20 protein-coding genes are annotated in these 19,227 nt (G+C 65.2%); 12 read left to right on the plus strand and 8 right to left on the minus strand.

Annotated features, from left to right (window positions below; genetic code table 11):
* Nucleotides 1–71: 71 nt before the first annotated feature.
* The 3 genes from ACZY08_RS13300 (at nucleotide 72) to ACZY08_RS13310 (ending at nucleotide 3,284) form a co-directional block, all read left to right on the plus strand.
* Entirely contained in the window at nucleotides 72–1,424 is a 1,353-nt protein-coding gene (locus tag ACZY08_RS13300) for a flavin-containing monooxygenase (protein ID WP_463744413.1), read from the plus strand.
* The gene (locus tag ACZY08_RS13305; RefSeq protein WP_463744412.1) at nucleotides 1,421–2,335 is read left to right on the plus strand and encodes an alpha/beta hydrolase; all 915 of its coding nucleotides are present in this window, start codon (nucleotides 1,421–1,423) and stop codon (nucleotides 2,333–2,335) included. Before ACZY08_RS13300 ends, ACZY08_RS13305 begins: the two co-directional genes overlap by 4 nt.
* A gap of 178 nt (nucleotides 2,336–2,513) precedes the next feature.
* On the plus strand, nucleotides 2,514–3,284 hold the full coding sequence (locus ACZY08_RS13310; RefSeq protein WP_463744411.1) for an SDR family NAD(P)-dependent oxidoreductase: 771 nt from the start codon (nucleotides 2,514–2,516) through the stop codon (nucleotides 3,282–3,284).
* An 18-nt stretch (nucleotides 3,285–3,302) separates the two neighbouring features.
* On the opposite strand, the gene ACZY08_RS13315 is transcribed toward ACZY08_RS13310, so the two are convergent.
* A complete protein-coding gene (locus ACZY08_RS13315; protein ID WP_463745257.1) occupies nucleotides 3,303–4,490 on the minus strand; it encodes a cytochrome P450 in 1,188 nt (395 codons plus the stop codon).
* A 180-nt stretch (nucleotides 4,491–4,670) separates the two neighbouring features.
* Between ACZY08_RS13315 and ACZY08_RS13320 the strand changes: the two genes are divergently transcribed.
* Nucleotides 4,671–5,417, plus strand: a complete 747-nt coding sequence (locus ACZY08_RS13320) for an SDR family oxidoreductase (protein ID WP_463744410.1) — start codon at nucleotides 4,671–4,673, stop codon at nucleotides 5,415–5,417.
* Nucleotides 5,418–5,436: 19 nt separating this feature from the next.
* The gene (locus tag ACZY08_RS13325; RefSeq protein WP_463744409.1) at nucleotides 5,437–6,297 is read left to right on the plus strand and encodes an SDR family NAD(P)-dependent oxidoreductase; all 861 of its coding nucleotides are present in this window, start codon (nucleotides 5,437–5,439) and stop codon (nucleotides 6,295–6,297) included.
* A gap of 6 nt (nucleotides 6,298–6,303) precedes the next feature.
* On the opposite strand, the gene ACZY08_RS13330 is transcribed toward ACZY08_RS13325, so the two are convergent.
* Nucleotides 6,304–6,951 (minus strand): TetR/AcrR family transcriptional regulator, encoded by a 648-nt coding sequence (locus ACZY08_RS13330; protein WP_463744408.1) that lies wholly within the window; start codon nucleotides 6,949–6,951, stop codon nucleotides 6,304–6,306.
* Nucleotides 6,952–7,087: 136 nt separating this feature from the next.
* On the opposite strand from ACZY08_RS13330, the gene ACZY08_RS13335 reads away from it, so the two are divergent.
* A complete protein-coding gene (locus ACZY08_RS13335; protein WP_463744407.1) occupies nucleotides 7,088–7,651 on the plus strand; it encodes a nuclear transport factor 2 family protein in 564 nt (187 codons plus the stop codon).
* A gap of 3 nt (nucleotides 7,652–7,654) precedes the next feature.
* On the opposite strand, the gene ACZY08_RS13340 is transcribed toward ACZY08_RS13335, so the two are convergent.
* From ACZY08_RS13340 to ACZY08_RS13350, 3 genes are read right to left on the minus strand one after another with little or no spacing between them, the layout of a single operon-like run.
* The gene (locus ACZY08_RS13340; RefSeq protein WP_463744406.1) at nucleotides 7,655–9,145 is read right to left on the minus strand and encodes a class I adenylate-forming enzyme family protein; all 1,491 of its coding nucleotides are present in this window, start codon (nucleotides 9,143–9,145) and stop codon (nucleotides 7,655–7,657) included.
* A 6-nt stretch (nucleotides 9,146–9,151) separates the two neighbouring features.
* Complete coding sequence (locus tag ACZY08_RS13345) at nucleotides 9,152–9,973, minus strand: mycofactocin-coupled SDR family oxidoreductase (protein WP_463744405.1); 822 nt, start codon at nucleotides 9,971–9,973, stop codon at nucleotides 9,152–9,154.
* Between the two features lie 25 nt (nucleotides 9,974–9,998).
* Nucleotides 9,999–11,180, minus strand: coding sequence for an acyl-CoA dehydrogenase family protein (locus ACZY08_RS13350; protein ID WP_463744404.1), 1,182 nt, complete (start codon nucleotides 11,178–11,180; stop codon nucleotides 9,999–10,001).
* A gap of 66 nt (nucleotides 11,181–11,246) precedes the next feature.
* Between ACZY08_RS13350 and fabG the strand changes: the two genes are divergently transcribed.
* The 5 genes from fabG to ACZY08_RS13375 are packed head-to-tail and all read left to right on the plus strand — an operon-like array spanning nucleotide 11,247 to nucleotide 16,350.
* On the plus strand, nucleotides 11,247–12,035 hold the full coding sequence (fabG, locus tag ACZY08_RS13355) for a 3-oxoacyl-ACP reductase FabG (RefSeq protein WP_463744403.1): 789 nt from the start codon (nucleotides 11,247–11,249) through the stop codon (nucleotides 12,033–12,035).
* A complete protein-coding gene (locus tag ACZY08_RS13360; RefSeq protein ID WP_463744402.1) occupies nucleotides 12,032–13,252 on the plus strand; it encodes an acetyl-CoA C-acetyltransferase in 1,221 nt (406 codons plus the stop codon). Before fabG ends, ACZY08_RS13360 begins: the two co-directional genes overlap by 4 nt.
* Nucleotides 13,249–14,442 carry an acyl-CoA dehydrogenase family protein gene (locus ACZY08_RS13365; protein WP_463744401.1) on the plus strand — a complete coding sequence of 398 codons (1,194 nt, stop codon included), beginning with the start codon at nucleotides 13,249–13,251 and terminating at the stop codon, nucleotides 14,440–14,442. The genes ACZY08_RS13360 and ACZY08_RS13365 overlap by 4 nt, the downstream gene beginning before the upstream one ends.
* 3 nt (nucleotides 14,443–14,445) lie before the next feature.
* Entirely contained in the window at nucleotides 14,446–15,114 is a 669-nt protein-coding gene (locus ACZY08_RS13370; RefSeq protein WP_463744400.1) for a GntR family transcriptional regulator, read from the plus strand.
* Nucleotides 15,115–15,162: 48 nt separating this feature from the next.
* Nucleotides 15,163–16,350, plus strand: a complete 1,188-nt coding sequence (locus ACZY08_RS13375) for a CaiB/BaiF CoA transferase family protein (RefSeq protein ID WP_463744399.1) — start codon at nucleotides 15,163–15,165, stop codon at nucleotides 16,348–16,350.
* Here ACZY08_RS13375 and ACZY08_RS13380 read toward each other — a convergent pair.
* The gene (locus ACZY08_RS13380; protein WP_463744398.1) at nucleotides 16,347–16,829 is read right to left on the minus strand and encodes a nuclear transport factor 2 family protein; all 483 of its coding nucleotides are present in this window, start codon (nucleotides 16,827–16,829) and stop codon (nucleotides 16,347–16,349) included. The two genes, ACZY08_RS13375 and ACZY08_RS13380, sit on opposite strands and share 4 nt — an antisense overlap.
* Nucleotides 16,826–17,653, minus strand: a complete 828-nt coding sequence (locus ACZY08_RS13385) for an SDR family NAD(P)-dependent oxidoreductase (protein ID WP_463744397.1) — start codon at nucleotides 17,651–17,653, stop codon at nucleotides 16,826–16,828. The genes ACZY08_RS13380 and ACZY08_RS13385 overlap by 4 nt, the downstream gene beginning before the upstream one ends.
* 68 nt (nucleotides 17,654–17,721) lie before the next feature.
* Between ACZY08_RS13385 and ACZY08_RS13390 the strand changes: the two genes are divergently transcribed.
* Complete coding sequence (locus ACZY08_RS13390) at nucleotides 17,722–18,318, plus strand: TetR/AcrR family transcriptional regulator (protein WP_463744396.1); 597 nt, start codon at nucleotides 17,722–17,724, stop codon at nucleotides 18,316–18,318.
* Between the two features lie 71 nt (nucleotides 18,319–18,389).
* Here ACZY08_RS13390 and ACZY08_RS13395 read toward each other — a convergent pair whose 3' ends face one another.
* Nucleotides 18,390–19,217 (minus strand): TIGR03619 family F420-dependent LLM class oxidoreductase, encoded by an 828-nt coding sequence (locus ACZY08_RS13395; protein WP_463744395.1) that lies wholly within the window; start codon nucleotides 19,215–19,217, stop codon nucleotides 18,390–18,392.
* Between the last annotated feature and the right edge of the window lie 10 nt (nucleotides 19,218–19,227).

Consider the following 19,227-nt stretch of genomic DNA (forward strand, 5'->3'; position numbering starts at 1 on the left):
TGTCAGAATTCATTGACGCTCGTCAAAGTGCGCTGCTAGTGTTCTGCATCACAATGTGAAGGAGCACTGTTTTGCAGCGTTCACTGCCGCGGACCGCGATCATCGGCGCGGGCATCAGCGGGCTCACCGCCGGAAAGATGCTCAAGGACTACCGGGTTCCGTACACCACGTTCGAGGCATCGGACCGCATCGGCGGGAACTGGGCCTTCGGCAATCCGAACGGACACAGCAGCGCATACCGCTCACTGCACATAGACACCAGCAAGCATCGGTTGTCGTTCAAGGACTTTCCGGTCCCTGAGCACTTCCCGTCGTTCCCGCACCACTCCGACATCAAGGCCTACCTGGATGCCTACGCGAATGCCTTCGGGCTATTGGAGAACATCGAGTTCAACAACGGGGTGGTGCGTGCGACCCGAGTCGACGGGGGCGGTTGGGAGATCGAAGATCAGGCCGGGGCCCGCCGCGAGTTCGATCTCCTCGTCGTCGCCAACGGGCACCATTGGGACCCCCGGCTACCCGAGTTCCCCGGGACGTTCACCGGTGAACAGATCCACTCGCACCACTACATCGACCCGAAGGAACCGCTGGAGCTGACCGGCAAGCGGATCCTCGTGGTGGGCATCGGCAACAGTGCGGCCGACATCACCGTCGAGTTGTCATCGAAATCTCTGCAGAACCACGTGACGCTGTCCACCCGATCGAGTGCCTGGATCGTGCCGAAATACATTGCGGGACAACCAGGTGACAAATACTTCCGCACCAATCCCTATATTCCCTTGTCTTGGCAGCGCAAGATGGTCCAGTTGATCGGACCGATGCTGGGCACCGATCCCACCATGTACGGGCTGCCGGCTCCGAACCACAAGCTGTTCGAAGCGCACCCGACGCAGTCGGTCGAGCTGCCGCTGCGGCTCGGATCGGGTGATGTCGTTCCGAAGCCAAACGTGTCCCGTTTGGACGGTGACACTGTGCGTTTCGAGGACGGCACCAGCGACGTCTTCGATGCGATCGTGTACGCGACGGGCTACAACATCACCTTCCCGTTCTTCGACGCCGAGGTCGTCAGTGCACCCGGCAACCACATCCGGCTCTACAAGCGGATGTTCAAGCCAGGCATCGATGATCTGGTATTCATGGGTTTCGCCCAGGCGATTCCGACCTTGTTCCCGTTCGTGGAATGCCAGTCGCGGTTGTTGGCGGCCTACGCGGTCGGACGGTACGGCCTGCCACCGGTGGCCGAGATGGAGCGGGTGATCGATGCCGATCAGCAGCTGCACGGCGGACACTGCACCGATCGGCCCCGGCACACCCAGCAAGTGGACTATTTCTACTACGAGCACGACATCCGGGTGCGGGAGCTACCCGCTGGGGCCAAGCGCGCCGCCGACGGTGCCGGCCTCACTGTGGGAGTGACGGCGTGACTCACACCGACCTCACGTTCTACTCGGCCGGTGACCGGTGCAGCGCGTGGCATTTCCCGGCCGCAACCGATGGCTTCGCCGGTCCGGAGGGCCGGCCGGTGGTGGTGATGGCGCACGGGTTCGGCGGCACCGTCGACTCGGGCCTGCAACCTTTCGCCGAGCGCTTCAGCGTGGCCGGCCTGGACGTGGTGGCCTTCGACTACCGCGGGTTCGGCGCATCGGATGGGCAACCGCGACAGAGCGTTTCGGTCGAGCGTCAGATGGCGGATTATGGTGCGGCCATCGCGGCCGCCCAACAACTGTCGGGTGTGGACCGTCGGCGGGTGGTGCTGTGGGGATCGTCGTTCTCGGGCAGCCACGTCCTACGGGTGGCAGCACAGTGCGCCGACGTGGCTGCGGTGATCGGCATGACTCCGTTGACGAGTGGGCTGGCCGCCAGTCGGGCGGCGGTGGCGCACCGCGATGTCGCCTCGGCATTGCGTTGGACCCTGGCGGGCGTGAAGAGTCGTGTGGCTGTGGCGGCGGGCCGAGCGCCGACGTTGATGCCGCTGGCGGCCAAGCCGGGGGAGGCCGGCGCGCTGGCCCTCGACGGGGCATACGACAGCTACACCGCGATCGCCGGTCCGACGTGGCGCAACGAAGTCGATTCGGCCATCGGGATGGAGCTGGTGCAGATCCGCACCGGGGCAGCTGCCAAGGCCCTGAAATGTCCTGTGCTGATTCAGGTTGCCGACTTCGACCGGTTCGTGCCCGCCAACTCGGTGATGAAGACGGCCGTGCAGGCCAGGGCCCAGGTCCATCACTACCCCTGCGATCACTTCGATGTGTGGCCGGGTCACGACTGGTTCGACACCGCCGTCCAGGACCAGGTGAGGTTCCTGGAGCGGACGTTGGGCACGTCCGAGGTCTGAACGCCGGCGGCGCCGTCGCTGCCCGAATTGGGTGATGCCGCCGTCGACGGCCAGCGACCGGGCGGTGATGTACGCAGATTCGCCGCTCATCATGAAGACAGTGGGGCTATATCCGCGTGGGCAAGTGCTATACGATCGTATGGCACGCTGTAGGTACCGCCTGGACCCAAGGAGTTTCATGCTCAGCCGATTCGCGCTCGATGGCCGGGTGGCTGTCATCACAGGTGGAGGAACCGGAATCGGCCGTGGCACAGCGTTGGTCCTTGCCGAGTACGGTGCTGACGTGGTGCTGGCCGGGCGTCGCCTCGATCCGCTGGAGACGACGGCCAAAGAGGTCGCCGATCTGGGGCGACAGGCACTTCCGGTCTCGACCGATGTCACCACCGCCGAGGCCTGTGACGCTTTGATAGACAAGGCGGTCGACGAGTTCGGGCGAGTCGACATTCTCATCAACTGTGCCGGCGGCGCGCAGACGAGATCGATCATGAAGTTTGACGAGGACGAATTCGAAAAGGTGTTGGCCCTCAACTTCAAAGCCGTTTGGCACCTGTCCAAGGCCGCCGCCCGCGCGATGATCGCCCAGGGCAAAGGATCGATCGTCAACATCTCCTCGGGCGCGAGCCTGCTGGCGATGCCCCAGGCCGCGCCTTATGGCGCCGCAAAGGCCGCGGTGAACAACCTGACCGGCTCGATGGCTGCGGCATGGGCCAAGAAGGGGGTCCGGGTCAACGCGATCGCGGTCGGGGCGGTACGGGCTGCCACACTGACCGACGACGCGGCGCGCTACGGCCTTGATCCGGAAGCCATTGCGTTGACCAATGGCTTGGGCCGGCTCGGAGAGCCTGACGAAATTGGTTATGGCGCCTTGTTCTTTGCTTCCGATGCGTCGAGCTTCTGCTCCGGTCAGACGCTGTACATGCACGGTGCACCGGGGCCTGCCGGAGTCTGAGCGCAAAGGCCGATCAGGTCAGGAGACAACCGCGGGCATGCTGTCCCAGCCGCGTACGGTCGATGTGCGCGAACGCTGCGCTCCCGACATGTCGATGGCCCACTCGGGCCATCGCTTGAGTACCTCTTCGAGTGCGACTCGGCCTTCGAGTCGGGCCAGAGGCGACCCGACACAGAAGTGCGGTCCGCGCCCGAATGTCAGATGACCTCCGGGCTTGCGGTGGATGTCGAACCTGTCCGGGTCGTCGAAATGTCGTTCGTCGCGGTTGGCGGAGGCCAGCATCAGGAGCAAGGGTTTGCCCGCAGGGATGGTCTGTCCCTGGAAAGCGACATCACCGGTGGTGACGTACCGAGCGACATGCGGGCCGGGCGGCTCATAGCGCAGTAGCTCTTCTATCGCCGTCGGAATGAACGCGTGGTTTTCAGCCAATTCCTTGCGCTGGTCGGGATGTTCGGCCAGTACCTTGCCCATCCACCCGAACAGGCGGCCAGTGGTCTCGACGCCTGCACCGGCCACAACGGCGAGGAATACGATGAGTTCCTGCTTGGCCAGTTTCCGGGTCATTCCGTTCTCGTCGACGAACTCAACATTGAGCAATTCGGTGATCAAGTCGTCGGAGGGGTTCTTCTCGCGCCATTCGACATACTCGCCGAACATCTCGCCGGTGAAGTAGTGGTCCTTCTTGATGTCCATCGGCTTGCCTGGCTCGTTGCGCAATACCTGATTGGCATGTTCGCGCACAGCGGGCTGCTCGGCATCCGGGATCCCGGCGAGCATGCCGATGGTCCGCATCGGGAGCTCGGCGCCCAGATCCTGCACGAAGTCGAACCGTTCGGCCCCTACCAGGGGGTCCAAGCAGGCGACGCAGAAGGCGCGGATCTTGTCTTCGATGGCGCGCATCTTCTTCGGTGTGAAAGCGCGGGACACGATGGCGCGGTGGATTGTATGCAGCGGCGGATCTTCATTGATGAAGATGCCGGGCGGCATCACCGGGTCCGTCATCACCACTTCGAGAATGTCGCCTTTGGCCGAGCTGAGCCGTGTGGTGTCCTTGAGGGCTGCATCCACGTCGGCATAGCGGCTGACGCCCCAGAAGTCGTGGCGTTCGTTGTAGTAGACGGGGTTTTCGTTGCGCAGCCGTCGGTAGGTCGGGTAGGGATCGAGGTCGATGTCGAAGTCCCATGGGTCGTAATACAAATCGGTCAACATCGGCTCCTCGGCAAGGTCATTTCGCGCACGTGCGATGCGTCTGCTGTACGAATGTATAGGACGTTGCGATCGACCGGCAACCGTTCCGCGAGATGGTGGTTGTGCGGTCCGTGCCACATGCGCTATACATACGTACAGCGCGTCCATGCGGGTGGCCCAGTCGAGGAGTCGTGGGAGTTGAGTCGAACAGCAGTGGTGACCGGCGGCGGATCGGGCCTGGGCCGGGCGATCAGCCTCCAACTCGCCGTCGACGGGCATCGGGTCGTGGCCATGGATGTCGACGCCGAAGCGGCCGAGAAGGCCGTTGCCGAGATACGGTCGGCTGGCGGGACGGCGGCAGCCGTGGCCGTCGACGTGTCGGATGAGGCGTCAGTGGTCGACGGATTCAACGTTGTCCGTGACACTTTCGGCCCCGTCGAGGTTCTGGTGACCAGTGCAGCCATCGCGGGTTTCACCCGGTTCGACAAGATCACGCTCGAAGAGTGGAACCGCTATATGGCGGTCAACCTGACTGGCACGTTCCTCTGCGCCCGCGCTGCTCTATCGGACATGGTCGCCGCCGGCTGGGGCCGCATCGTGACCATCTCCTCGGCGGCCGGTCAGCAGGGCGCTCCTCGACAGGGGCACTACTCGGCGACCAAGGGCGGCGTCATCGCCATGACCAAAACCATCGCGCTGGACTATGCGCGAAAAGGCGTCACGGCCAACACCGTTCCGCCGTTCGTGATCGATTCGCCAATGTTGCGGCAGCAGCAGCGGGAGGGCAAGCTGCCTACCACCCAGGATCTCGCCCGGGTCATCCCGGCCGGGCGTCTCGGAGCCGGAGCGGACGTGGCCGCGGTGTGTTCCTTCTTGTGCTCTGAGGGGGCCGGCTACGTGAACGGACAAGTGATCGGCGTCAACGGTGGGGCCGTGGTGGTGTGATGGCGAGGTATCCGTACGAATGACCAGCGCACCAGTTGCCGTCGTCACGGGCGCCAGTCGTGGCGCCGGCGCCGGGATAGCCCACGCCCTGGGCAGTCACGGCTGCACCGTCTACGTCACCGGGCGCACCCGTAAGCGCGTCGCCAACTGGCAGGCCGGAACCATCGACGAGACGGCCGCCAGGGTCACCGCCGCGGGCGGAAACGGTATCGCCGTCGCCGTAGACCACAGCGATGACACGCAGGTGGCGGCGCTGTTCGAGCAGATCGCGCAGGACCACGGCCGAGTCGACATCCTGGTCAACAACGCCGCGATCATCCGCGACGAGATGATGGGCCGGACGAAGTTCTGGGAAGAGCCCGTCGACGTGATCGATACGTTGGACGTGGGCGTGCGCAGTAGCTATGTCGCCACAGTGCATGCTGCTCCGCTCATGGTCCCGCAACGCAAAGGGCTGGTGGCCTTTTCGTCGTCGTCGGGCGCCGTGCACTACGCCTTCGGGCCGGCCTATGGAGTACCGAAAGCGGCCACTGACAAGATGGCCGCCGACATGGCCTTCGATCTGCGCGAGTTCGGCATCGCCGCGGTCTCGATCTGGATGGGCTCACTGCTGACCGATCGGGTGCGCAAGATCGTGGCGGGCAATCCCGAGAAGTTCGGACACATTCTGAATTCAGCCGAGACACCTGAGCTGACGGGGCACGTCATCTGGGCGCTGTACAACGATCCCGAGCTGATGGAGGTCTCCGGACAGACGCTGATCGGCGCTGAACTGGCGGTCAAGTACGGCATAGCCGACGAAGCTGGCCGCCAACCACCGTCATACCGCGACATGTTCGACGTGCACCCGTGCCGGCAGTACCCGCACGTGATGCGCTGAGCTGATCTAGCGCGCGGTGTGGGTCCTGCGGCGACGAGGCGCTGCTTTCTTCTTCGCCGGTGACGTATCCGGCTCAACGAGGTCCAGGTACTTTTCGAACGCCTCTATGACTTCGGCATGAGCGGACTTGACCCCGATGCCCTTCTCGAGGTTGAGGAACTTGGGCAGTCCCGACATGAGGATCTGCAGCGCGGGCAGTGACAGATCGCCGATCGGCCGCGCATTTTTTCCGAACTTGGCGGTCAGCGCATCGAGTTGCATCTTGCGAACGGTCTCGGTCACTTTCGCGATCTCGGCGCGGATCGACTTCCGATGATTTCCGAGCGCCATGAATTCGGTGATCAGCGCACCAGTGGCCTCGTCCCAGCTGTACTCCCATACCGCCCGCAGCGGATCGTCGGTGCGGGTTTCCAAGAGGGTGGTGAGGTAGGTGATGCCACGGTCGGAGTAGCGCCGAATTGCGGCGATGAAGATGTCGTCGAGTGTCGGGAAGTAATACTGCACGAGACTGGGGGTGACCTCGGCCTTTGTGGCCAGAGCGCGGTAGGTGACGCTCGCGTAGCCCTCGCTGAGCATCATCTGCTCGACGCAATCGAGCAGGGTGTCTCTGGTCTTGGACGTTTCGGCGCCCACCCGTCGCGACGATGCTGCCATGGTCTCCTCGCTCGATCGATACAAGCATCTTGGCACTCGCTCACTGCTGTACGATCGTATAGTGTCATTGGGAGCGCCTAGGCACGCGAGGTCGTGTCGGCGGCGCGAGTTGTTTCCACCGACGAGCAGGAGTCCGATGACTGTCGACACCACCCTGACCACGCTGCAGCGCGACGTCCGGTACCTACTCGACAGGACCGAGATTCTGGACTGCGTCGCCCGCCATGCGCGTGGATGCGACCGGCATGACATAGATCTGATTGCGTCGGCCTATCACTCCGACGGCGTCGACGAGCACGGACGTGCGGTCAACGCGGGCCCCGATTATGGTGAGTGGGCCAACAAGACCCACGCTGAGACGTCCCGTGTCCACACCCACAACATCACGACGCATACCTGCGAGATCAACGGTGAAACCGCTCATGCGGAGAGCTACGTGATCGTCGTGCTGATCGGAATCGACGGCAAAAGCGCCCAATTCATCACCGGACGCTACATCGATCGGCTGGAACGCCGAGATGGTCAGTGGCGCATTGCTGTCCGCCGGTCAACCGTGGAAGGGATGTTCCTCGCGGATGCCCGAGTGCTGCAGTCACCGTACTTCGCCGAGCAGGGCTATCTCGTCGGCACCCGCGACCGTTCCGATCTGTCCTACGACCGCCCGCTGTCGCTGGACACACCGGCACCGGCGCGCTGGTAGTTGCTACGGGCCGTACAACGCCGCGACGTCTCCCGGACGCACCTTGAGTGCGGCATTGCGGGGGAGTGCGTCGACGACTGCCACGGCCACCGGCACGTGATGGCTCGGCAACGTCTCGCGCACCAGGTCCTTCAATTCGGCCTCGGTGGGCGTGGCAGCATCTCGTCGTAGCTCGACCGCAGCGAAGGGAACCTCACCGAGCCGGGAATCCGGGACTCCGACGACGCAGGCGTCGAGCACACTGGGATGTGAGATCAATACCCGTCGAACGGTTTCTGGCAGGATCTTGAAGCCACCGCGGTTGATCGCGCCGTCGCCGCGTCCGTGCAGGGTGACGAACCCGTCCTCGTCCATCGAGGCCAGGTCGGTGGTACGTACCCAGTCCGGTCCGATGACCGCGACGCTGGCTTCGAGCAGTCCGATACTTCCGGCCGGCATCTCGGCTGCGGTGTCGGGGTCGACGATGCGGACGCGCACACCGGGCAGGGGCCGCCCGACGCTGTCGGGTTTGTCCGCGCCGTACCGGCGGTACAACTCAGGGGTCCAGCTGCACACCGATCCGGCGAATTCTGTTGCCCCGTAGGCCCATAGCAGCGGGATGCCGTAGCGGCCCTCGAACTCGGCCCGCAGTTCCGGCTCCAACGGCCCGGAGCCTCCCGAGAGTCCCTCCAGCGACGCCAGGTCCTCGGGACGGACTTCGGCCTGCAGCAGCATCCGCAGGATCGCGGGTTGCACTCCGGCCTGGGTGATCCGATGCGTCTTGATCGCCTGGACCCACTCGGTGACGCTGAACTTCTCCAGCAGCACCATGCGTTTGCCCGCGCACGGCGCGGCCAGTAGTTGGCAGACACCGATGCTGCCGAACGGCCAGTACACCAGCGCGGGCGGAGTGTCCGCACCGACCACCTCGGTGCCGGCACCGATCGTCATACTCAGGACGGTGTGCTCAAGCACATTGGTGGCGACCGGGATTCGCTTGGGAGGGCCGGTGGTGCCACTGGTCAGGATGTGCAGACCGGACTGCTCCAGCATCGGGTCGTGCCGGCCGCCTGCTAGCCGTGATGCCGTCACGCCGACCCGGAGCGGGTCGGCCGACAACACGAGACCGGCCGAACCGGACGACGCTACCGCGCCACGCAGCTCGGGTGTCCAGTCATCGATGTCGGCGATGATCGCCGGCAACGCGAGGTTTTCGACGTCGCGGGCGATCGCGGTGGCGGATTGGTACGAGTAGATCATCACCACCGGGCGTCGTGCCGCGATGAACCCCAGGATCGTCGCGGCATGCGCCACCCGATTGCGTACCACGATGCCGATCGGCTCGCCGGGCCCGACGCCTGCGTCCTGCAGCGCGACAGAGACCTGCCCGATGAACCGGGTTATGTCGTTGCCCGAATACCAGTTTCGGGCGAACTCGATGAACGGCCGGTCGCCGTAGGCGTGCAGCCCGGCGGCCAGCGCGTCAGCGAAGTCCGTGCTTGTCGGGCTGGACATTCCGGCTCAGAACTGGGTGGAACCCAGGTCCACGGCCACCCGGCTGGCTGTGACATACCGTGACTCGTCGCTCGCCAGCCAGATCGCGGCATCGGCGATGTCCTCGGGTTCGGCGATGTAGTCGGGGAGGAACGGGGTGACCATCTGCATCAGGCCGGGGTTGGTGTCGTTGGCCCGGGTGAGCGCGGCCAGCATGTCACCGGTTCCCATCGGGGTATTGACCGCGCCCGGATGCAGGCTGTTCACCCGGATCTTGTGCTTACCCAGCTCGGCCGCGAACGCGCGGGCCATCCCGGCGACGGCGTGCTTGCTGGCCGTGTAGTGCACCATGAACGGCTGCATCTTGATACCGGCAGCCGAGCTGATCAGGATGATCGACCCGCCCCGTCCGCCGTCGATGATGTGCTGGGCGCCGGCCATCACCGTGTTCCAGGTGCCGGTGACGTTGATATCCATGACGTCCCGGAATGATTCGGGGGTGGTCTCGTTCCACGGCTCGGGCGCCGTGATACCCGCGTTGGCCACGATCACGTCGAGCCGGCCGAACTCGGCGACTCCTTTGCCGACGATTGTCCGTAACGCGTCGTGGTCGCGGGTGTCGGCGGCGGTGGCGATGATGCGCTTGCCGGTCGCCTCTACCAATCGCACGGTTTCGGCCAGATCCTCAGGGGTGGCCGAGTCGTAGGGCACGCTCGGCGGTAGTGGCCCGGCGATGTCGACGGCGATGATGTCGGCGCCCTCTTTGGCCATCCGGATCGCGTGTGCGCGTCCCTGTCCACGGGCAGCGCCGGTGATGAACGCGACCTTTCCGGCCAGTCGCTCGGTCATGGATTCTCCTTGGGGGATAGGTTTTTCAGAGTTGACGTTGGGCGGCCTTGACCAGCCCGCCGCCGATGATGAGTCGCTGGATCTCGCTGGTGCCCTCGTAGAGACGCAGCAGCCGGACCTCCCGGTAGATGCGCTCGACGGGAACCTCCCGCATGTATCCGGTGCCGCCATGGATCTGCACGGCGAGATCGGCTACGTTGCCGGCCATTTCGGTGCAGAACAGCTTGGCGGCCGAGGGTGCGATGCGGCGGTCCTCGCCGGACACCCATTGGGCTGCAGCATCGCGGACCAGGGCGCGTCCGGCCATCACCCCGGTCTGCTGATCGGCGATCATCGCCTGCACCAGCTGAAAGCTGCCGATCGGTTGGCCACCCTGGGTTGCCGCGGCGGCATAGGCCACCGATTCGTCGAGTGCGCGCTGGGCGGACCCCACCGCGAGGGCCGCGATGTGTACTCGGCCCCGTGCCAGGGAAGTCATCGCGGCGCGGTAGCCCACGTCCACGCTTCCGCCGACAAGTGCGGCGTTCGGTACACGCACGTCGGTGAAGGCGACATCGGCGGTCCAGGCGCCCTCCTGGCCCATCTTGGCGTCCTTGACCCCGACCTCGACGCCGGCAGCGTCGGCTGGCACGAGGAACACAGCGATCCCCGCACCCTTCTCGTCGGCGGGGCGGGTGCGGGCGAACACCACGAAGAGGTTCGCCGTCGGTGCGTTCGTGATGAACCGCTTCTGGCCGTTGATTATCCAGTCGTCCCCGTCAGGAACTGCCTTGGTGCGCAGGCCCGCCGGGTTTGACCCGGCGCCGGGCTCGGTCAGTGCGAACGAGGCGACGACGTCGCCGGAGGCAATGCCCTCCAGCCACCGGGTCTTCTGCTCGTCGGTGCCGAACCCCACCAGTACCTGCCCGGCGATGCCGTTGTTGGTGCCGAACATCGACCGCAGTGCCAGCGAGGTGTAGCCGAATTCCATTGCCAGCTCGACATCTTGGGTCAGGTTGAGGCCCAGGCCGCCCCACTGCTGAGGAATCGCGTAACCGAACAACCCCATGTCCTTGGCCTGGCTGCGGAGATCGTCGGGCACCTTGTCGGTGGCCAGGATCTCGTTCTCGCGGGGCACCACAGCGGTCCGGATGAAGCTGCGGGTCTGCGCCAGGATCTCGGCGAAGTCCTCGTCGCTGACTTCTGTGGCGGCCGCGGTGCTGGTCACAGGTGAGCTCCATTTCGTCGCGCGGGATTCGCGGGGCTGATGAACTTCCAATATCGTATATGAAATATGATCTGGCTCAGACAGAGCCCCCACGGTCGAAAGTTAGGTGATCAGGTGTCGTTGCTGAGCGGTCAGACTGCAGTGGTGACTGGCGGTGCCCAAGGTCTGGGCCTGGCCATCGCGAAACGCTTCATCGACGAGGGCGCCCGGGTGGTGCTCGGCGACGTCAACCTTGAGGCGACCGAGGCGGCCGCGCAGGAGCTCGGCGGGCCCGACGTGGCGACCGCGGTCCGGTGCGATGTGACGTCGTCGGCTGAGGTCGAGGCCCTCGTCCAGGCCGCCGTCGAGCGATTCGGCGGGCTGGACATCATGGTCAACAACGCCGGCATCACCCGTGACGCGACGTTGCGAAAGATGACCGAGGATCAGTTCGACCAAGTCATCGCCGTTCACCTGAAGGGCACCTGGAACGGCACCAAATCGGCCGCGGCGATCATGCGGGAGAACAAGCGCGGTGCGATCGTGAACATGTCTTCGATCTCGGGCAAGGTCGGCCTGGTCGGTCAGACCAACTATTCGGCCGCCAAGGCCGGCATCGTCGGGATGACCAAGGCCTCGGCCAAGGAACTCGCACATCTCGGGGTGCGGGTCAACGCCATCCAGCCGGGACTGATCCGGTCGGCGATGACAGAGGCCATGCCGCAACGCATTTGGGACCAGAAGCTGGCCGAGATCCCGATGGCCCGAGCCGGTGAACCCGACGAGGTGGCCAAGGTCGCCCTGTTCCTGGCCAGCGACCTGTCGTCGTATATGACGGGCACCGTGCTCGAGGTGACCGGCGGTCGGCACGTATGAGCACCTGCGAGGCGGTCATCTGCGAGCCGGTCCGCACCCCGATCGGCCGCTACGGCGGCATGTTTGCGGGACTGACGGCCGTCGATCTCGGTGTGGTCGCGCTCAAAGGACTGTTGGAACGCACCGGTGTGGCGCCGGAACAGGTGCAGGACGTCATTCTCGGTCACTGCTATCCCAACAGCGAGGCCCCGGCCATCGGCCGGGTGGTTGCGCTCGACGCCGGCCTGCCGGTGACGGTTCCCGGCATGCAGGTGGACCGTCGCTGCGGTTCCGGGCTGCAGGCCGTGATCCAGGCATGTCTGCAGGTGCGCAGCGGCGACAACGATCTGGTGGTGGCCGGCGGCGCCGAGAGCATGAGCAATGTCGCGTTCTACTCGACCGACATGCGGTGGGGTGGGGCCAGAAGTGGCGTGCAGATGCACGACGGGCTCGCGCGGGGACGCACTACCGCCGGTGGGCAGTTCTACCCGGTGCCCGGCGGAATGATGGAGACCGCCGAAAACCTACGCCGCGAATACGGGATCACCCGCGCCGAGCAGGACGAGCTCGCGGTGCGCTCGCATCGCAGCGCGGTGGCGGCCCAGCAGTCCGGGGTGCTGGCCGAGGAGATCATTCCCGTGACCGTGCGTGACCGGAACGGTGAGCGGATCGTCGAGATCGACGAGCATCCGCGAGCCGACACCACGGTCGAGACCCTGGCCAAACTCAAACCGGTTCTGCTCAAACAGGACCCAGAAGCCACCGTGACCGCCGGAAACTCCAGCGGACAGAACGATGCCGCATCCATGTGCATCGTCACCACCCCCGAGAAGGCTGCCGAGCTGGGTCTGCGGCCGCTGGTGCGGATGGTGTCGTGGGGCTCGGCGGGCGTCGCGCCCAACATCATGGGTATCGGGCCGGTGCCGGCCACCGAGGTCGCGCTGGCCAAGGCCGATCTGCAGCTGAGCGATATCGATCTGATCGAGCTCAACGAGGCATTCGCCGCCCAGGCGCTGGCCGTGATGAAGGAGTGGAAGTTCGGCGAGGCCGACTTGGAGCGCACCAACGTCCGGGGATCCGGGATCTCGCTGGGACATCCGGTCGGGGCGACCGGTGGGCGGATGCTCGCCACGCTGGCCCGGGAACTGGATCGGCGACAGGCCCGCTACGGGCTGGAGACCATGTGCATCGGGGGCGGACAGGGACTGGCCGCCGTGTTCGAAAGGGTGGCATCGTGACGAGACTTGCCCAGACCCTGGGGCTCAGCGAGTTCCAGACCGAGATCGTCTCCACGGTGCGGCAATTCGTCGACAAAGAGGTGATCCCGACTGCCCAGGAGCTGGAGCACTCCGACACCTACCCACAGGCCATCGTCGACCAGATGAAGGACATGGGCCTCTTCGGCCTGATGATCCCCGAAGAGTACGGCGGTCTCGGCGAGTCGCTGCTCACCTACGCGCTGTGCGTGGAGGAACTGGCCCGCGGCTGGATGAGCGTGTCCGGAGTGATCAATACCCACTTCATCGTCGCGTACATGATCCGGCAGCACGGCACCGACGCTCAGAAGCAGAAGTTCCTGCCGCGCATGGCTACTGGGGAGACACGAGGCGCGTTCTCGATGTCAGAGCCCGAGCTGGGTTCCGATGTGGCGGCGATTCGTACCAGGGCTAAGAACAATGGCGACGGGACGTACACGATCGACGGCCAGAAGATGTGGCTGACCAACGGCGGCAGTTCGACCCTGGTAGCCGCGCTGGTGCGCACCGACGAAGGCGCCGACAAACCGCATCGCAACCTGACCGCCTTCCTGGTCGAAAAGCCTTCCGGCTTCGGCGAGGTCGTCCCAGGGCTGACCATTCCGGGCAAGCTCGACAAGCTCGGTTACAAGGGCATCGACACCACCGAGCTGATATTCGACGGCTACCGCGCCAATGCCGACGACGTACTCGGCGGCGTCACCGGGCAGGGCTTCTTCCAGATGATGGACGGTGTCGAGGTCGGTCGGGTCAACGTCTCGGCGCGTGCCTGCGGTGTGGGCATCCGTGCCTTCGAGCTGGCGGTGCGCTACGCGCAGCAGCGGGAGGCCTTCGGCAAGCCGATCGCCGAGCACCAGGCGGTGGCGTTCCAATTGGCCGAGATGGCAACCAAAGTCGAGGCCGCGCATCTGATGATGGTCAACGCCGCCCGGCTCAAGGACTCCGGCGAACGCAACGACGTGGCTGCGGGCATGGCCAAATACCTGGCCAGCGAGTTCTGTTCGGAGGTCACCCAGCAGAGCTTCCGGATCCACGGCGGATACGGCTACTCCAAGGAGTACGAGATCGAGCGGCTGATGCGCGATGCACCGTTCCTGCTGATCGGTGAAGGCACCAGCGAGATCCAGAAGAACATCATCAGCAAGCGGCTGCTCTCCGACTATCGGGTCTGAGCCGTGTCCATACCCGACTTCGCCGCACGGCCACAGCTGGCCGAGGACGTGGCACGGCTGATCCGGCGGCGGATCTTCGACGGTACCTATCCGGCGGGCAAGTACATTCGGCTCGAACAGCTCGCTGCCGAGCTGGGGATCAGCGTGACGCCGGTGCGTGAAGCGTTGTTCGGCTTGCGTGCCGAAGGCCTGCTGACCCAACAACCCCGACGCGGGTTCCTGGTGCTGCCGGTCACCCGCCGCGACATCGACGACGTGGCCGGAGTGCAGGCGCATATCGGCGGGCAGTTGGCGTCGCGCGCCGCGGGCCAGATCTCCGACGGTCAACTCGACGAGCTCGACCGGATCCAGACGGAGCTGGAAGATGCCTATGCGCAAAATGATCACGACGCCGCGGTCCGGCTCAACCACGCGTTTCACCGGGGCGTCAACAGGGCGGCCGAATCGCCGAAGCTGGCGCAGTTGATGTCCCAGATCACCAGGTACGCACTCGAATCGGTGTACCCGACGGTCGAGGGCTGGCCCGAGCAGTCCACCCACGACCACCGCCGGATTCTGGCCGCGCTCAAGGTCCGTGACGGGGAGGCGGCCCGCGCCGCGATGGCCGAGCATCTGTGTGCGGCTTCCAAACCGCTCACCGATCACCTCGAGCGCCTGGGAGTGCTGGAGTAGCAAAGCGGAAGGACTCGCGGAAGGACTCGCGGAAGGAAAGGTGGGGCAATGCCAGGTGTTCTCGACGGGATACGGGTGCTCGACTACGGCCGGTTCATCGCGGCACCGTGGTGCAGCGCGATCCTGGCCGACATGGGCGCGGACGTGCTGCGGGTGGAGAAACGTGAAGGCGGGGAGGACCGTTGGGTGCAGGCCGTCACCGAGGGCGGCGAGGGTGGCACGTTCCTGCAGTGCAACCGCAACAAGCGGTCACTCACGCTGGACTCCACCACGGCCGAGGGCGCCGAGATCACCCGGCGACTCGTCGCGCAGGCCGACATCGTGATCGCCAACATGCCGGCGGCCGGGATGCGGTCAAGCGGACTGGATTACGAGACGCTCAAGGCCGTCAAACCCGACATCATCCTGGCCAGCGCCACTGCGTACGGAGAGGGCGGTCCGTACAGCGAGAAGATCGGTTTCGACGGTGCCGGTCAGGTGATGTCAGGTGCGGTCTACCGGCAGGGTCTGCCGGAGCTACCGATCCGAACGGTGGTGCCCTATGCGGATTTCGGGACAGCGCTCACGTTGGCGATCGGCGTGATGATGGCGCTGTATCACCGCGACCGCACGGGTCAGGGGCAGCATGTCGAGGGCGCCCTGCTGCCCACCGCGCTGATGCTCTCGAACGCCTTCCTGATCGAGCGGGAACTCCTACAGGTAGACAAACCCCGGATGGGCAACAAGGGCGCTTCGGTGGCGCCGTGCGATCTCTACCGCACCGCCGACGATCAGTGGGTGTTGCTGCAGGTGGCCGGCCAGCCGATGTTCAAGCGCTGGTGCCGACTGGTGGGCAGGGAAGAGCTGTTCGACGATCCCCGCTTCGCGAACGACGACATCCGCTGGACCAACGGTGACATCCTCAACGACATCATGGCCGATTGGTGTGCAGACAAGACCAAGGCGCAGGTGTTGGAACTTCTTGAGAAGGCGAAAATGCCTGCCGCGCCGTTGTATTCCCCGCAAGAAGTTCTCGATGATCCGCATGTGCAGGCCATGGGTTACCTGCAGCGCGTGCCGTTTCCGGGGGCGTCTCGCGATGTGCCGATCATCGAAACCCCGTTTCGGATGTCGGCAACGCCCGGCACGATCCGCCGACGGGCTCCGCTCTTGGGCGAGCACACCGACGAGGTGCTGGATGAGATCGGCTATGACGCGATGCAGATCGCGGATCTACGGGCGAACGCCATCGTCTAACCGAGCAACGCCCGCGCCTCGGGGCTTCCGTTCAGCACTCGTGTGGTGCGGTTCACGATCTGCCACCGGCCATCGATACGACGCAACTCGAAACGGTTTGCGCCGGCGCGTGCCACGATCCACTTCCCGTCCCGGTGGACAACCAGCAGTGACTCACACACCGCCTGCGCGGTGTCGCCGTCGAGTGTGACCCGGGCAGGCCCGAGAAAATGACAGGCGCCTCTGGCGATGAGCGTTCGATGCGCCTCCGAGTTCACCATGGCCTCTACCTCGGCGCGGCTGCACATCTGCCAGGCTTCGACGTCGTAGCTGCCGTCCACGCTCCACAACGCCGCAACATCAGTGGCGGCTCCGGCGTCGACGAGCGGGCCGTAGGAGGCGATCAGCTGCGTCACCTCAACCTGGTCGCTGAGTATCTGCAGACGCTGTTCGAGGTCACGAAGCCGGGATTCGATGGGATCTCCTAGAGGTGACGTCACAGTGGGGTCGCCATCAGCCGGCGCATCAGCTTGTCGGTCCGCAGGATGGCGGCGGCGCGGTCTGGATCATTGTGGGCAAGAGCGACTTTCGCGTGCTGCGATACGACGTGCACGGGGCCGTGGCCGAGCGCGGCCAGACCTTCGGCAGCGACGTCATCAGGCTCGGACACCACCATTCCGGGGATGTCGAAGTTGAGCCCCACCCGGTCCATCGCCGGGGTGCGGGTCACCCCGAGGACGAGTTCGAGGACATCGACGTTGTTGTCCCGCAGTTCCAGCCACAGGCTTTCGGCGAAGATCCTGCCGAATGCCTTGACGCCGCCGTACACCGTGTGCCGGTTCGAGCCGAGGTATCCGGCCATCGACCCGACGAGCAGGATGCCCCCGCGGCGACGGCTGCGCATCTCCGCGCCGAAGTGATGGACCAAGGCCAGCGGGGTGGTGATGTTCAGGTCGATGACCCGTTGAAACGCGCCGAGGTCACCGTCGAGGAACTCTGCGCTGTGCGTGTTGGCGCCGGCGTTGTGGATGAGCAGGCCGACCTTGACGTCCGAAACTGCCTCGGCGACGGCGTCGGCCGAGGATGGCTCCGAAAGGTCGACGCTGAGCGTACGAACCTCGACTCCGAGGGTGCGACCCAGTTGGGCTGCCTTCTCCAGCGGGCCTGCTTTGCGGGCGACGAGCAGCAGATTGATTCCGGCAGCGGCGAGTCGGAGCGCAAAGGACCTGCCGACACCTTCCGAGCCGCCGGTGACGACGGCCCACGGGCCGTACTTCTGAGCATCGAACGCCGTCACGTCGGGCTGGAAACCTTCTTCGATCACCTGTCTGTTGTAGCATCACTTCATACTGATTTCTAGAATCAATTCTAGTTTTGTGAGGAGATCGTCTCGTGCCGCGCATCGGAACGCCACGGGAGCCGGGGCAGGCCTCGACGCCGCGTCAACTGGCACGCAACGCTGCGATTTTGCGCGCGGCGGCCCGACTGGGGGCGTTGCACGGGCTGGAGCGCGTCCAGATGTCAGATATCGCCGCTGAGGCCGGCGTCGCGCTCGGCACGCTCTATCGCTATTACCCGACCAAGCATCACCTCTATGCAGCGGCGCTCGCCTCGTCCATCCAGGAGATGCCAGAACGCGCGGGTATCCCGGACGACCCGGTGGCGGCCGTAGGTGACTTCCTGGGTGAGGCTGCCGAGGCACTGCTGGCGCAGCCGCCGTTGGCCCGGGCGATGTTGGTTTCCGTCAACGCTATTCGGACTTCTGCCCACGCACCGGCCGATCTTTCCATGCGCGAGCGGATCCTGGCAGCGGCGGGGTTGGCCGAACCCACCGACGAGGATCATCGACTGGCGAGAATGGTTGAGCAGTGCATGTACGGGATCCTGACCTGGGCCACTGCGGGGCAGCTCGACGCGGAAAGTGCGGTCGCGGATGTGCGGTACGCATGTGAACTGCTACTGGCGCCGTGGAATGAACGGCGCCGCTAGCTAGAGCGCTCAACATTTCCGGTAGCGCGGCCGGGCACCGCATGTTGGGCGAGCACACGCGATCGTGTGAATCACAACGAGTCGCCGATCGATTGCAGCGCCGCGAGCTGATCACAGAAGTGTTCGGCATCGCGCGCCTGCACCGAGCAGTTGGCGATGGTGGCACCGACGTCGCGCAATCGGTTCAGCCGTGTGCGCACGGCATCCGGGGCGCCGAGTGGGTCCAGCGCCGCACCGGGGGAGAGAACGATGTCGAAGCCTGCGGGCAGGTCATGCGGCGCGAGGAACTCGGCGATGGTGTCCGGTGGCAGGCCGAAAGGCATCCAGCCGGTGCCGAGTTCGAGGGCGCGACGCAGCGAGCGTTTGGTGCGTCCACCTACCCAGACTGCGAGATCCGTCCTGGGCGCGTGGGGTTCGATGGCGAAGCCGTCGACCACCGGCCGGCCCCACGCGGCCCGTAGTTTGGCGATGTCGCGGTCGGCCGCGGCTCCGCGATCGGTCCACTGGGCGCCGAGCAGTTCGAATTCCTCGGTGAGTGACCCCACGCCGACGCCGAGAATCACGCGTCCACCGCTGAGCCGGTCCAGGGTCCCGTAGCTCTTGGCCAGCGCCACTGGATGGTGGTAGGGGAGTACCACCACCGCGGTGGTCAGGCGGATGCGTCGAGTCCGCGCGGCCAGGAAAGCCAAGGTGGCCAGCGGATCCCAATAGACCGTCCCGCGCACCGCGGCGGCCGCAGCCGGTATTCCCGTGTGCTCGGCACACGTCAGATGGTGAAAACCCAGGCTGTCTGCGGCCTCGGCGATCAACACCAGCTCATCGGGGCCGGCCTCGGTCTCCCATGGTGAGAACTCGCCGGGGTGCTGCATCACGATGGGCGTGGATAATCCAAGTTTCATGGCGCTGCCT

Source organism: Mycobacterium sp. IDUB_9, from assembly GCF_055419505.1.

Bases quoted from the DNA above. Each gene is read 5' to 3' on its own strand.
- ACZY08_RS13310 (WP_463744411.1), top strand. From the start codon at position 2,514: ATGCTCAGCCGATTCGCGCTCGATGGCCGGGTGGCTGTCATCACAGGT.
- ACZY08_RS13375 (WP_463744399.1), top strand. From the start codon at position 15,163: ATGCCAGGTGTTCTCGACGGGATACGGGTGCTCGACTACGGCCGGTTC.
- ACZY08_RS13360 (WP_463744402.1), top strand. From the start codon at position 12,032: ATGAGCACCTGCGAGGCGGTCATCTGCGAGCCGGTCCGCACCCCGATC.
- ACZY08_RS13335 (WP_463744407.1), top strand. From the start codon at position 7,088: ATGACTGTCGACACCACCCTGACCACGCTGCAGCGCGACGTCCGGTAC.
- ACZY08_RS13325 (WP_463744409.1), top strand. From the start codon at position 5,437: ATGACCAGCGCACCAGTTGCCGTCGTCACGGGCGCCAGTCGTGGCGCC.
- fabG (WP_463744403.1), top strand. From the start codon at position 11,247: ATGATCTGGCTCAGACAGAGCCCCCACGGTCGAAAGTTAGGTGATCAG.
- ACZY08_RS13330 (WP_463744408.1), bottom strand. From the start codon at position 6,951: ATGGCAGCATCGTCGCGACGGGTGGGCGCCGAAACGTCCAAGACCAGA.
- ACZY08_RS13340 (WP_463744406.1), bottom strand. From the start codon at position 9,145: ATGTCCAGCCCGACAAGCACGGACTTCGCTGACGCGCTGGCCGCCGGG.
- ACZY08_RS13395 (WP_463744395.1), bottom strand. From the start codon at position 19,217: ATGAAACTTGGATTATCCACGCCCATCGTGATGCAGCACCCCGGCGAG.
- ACZY08_RS13345 (WP_463744405.1), bottom strand. From the start codon at position 9,973: ATGACCGAGCGACTGGCCGGAAAGGTCGCGTTCATCACCGGCGCTGCC.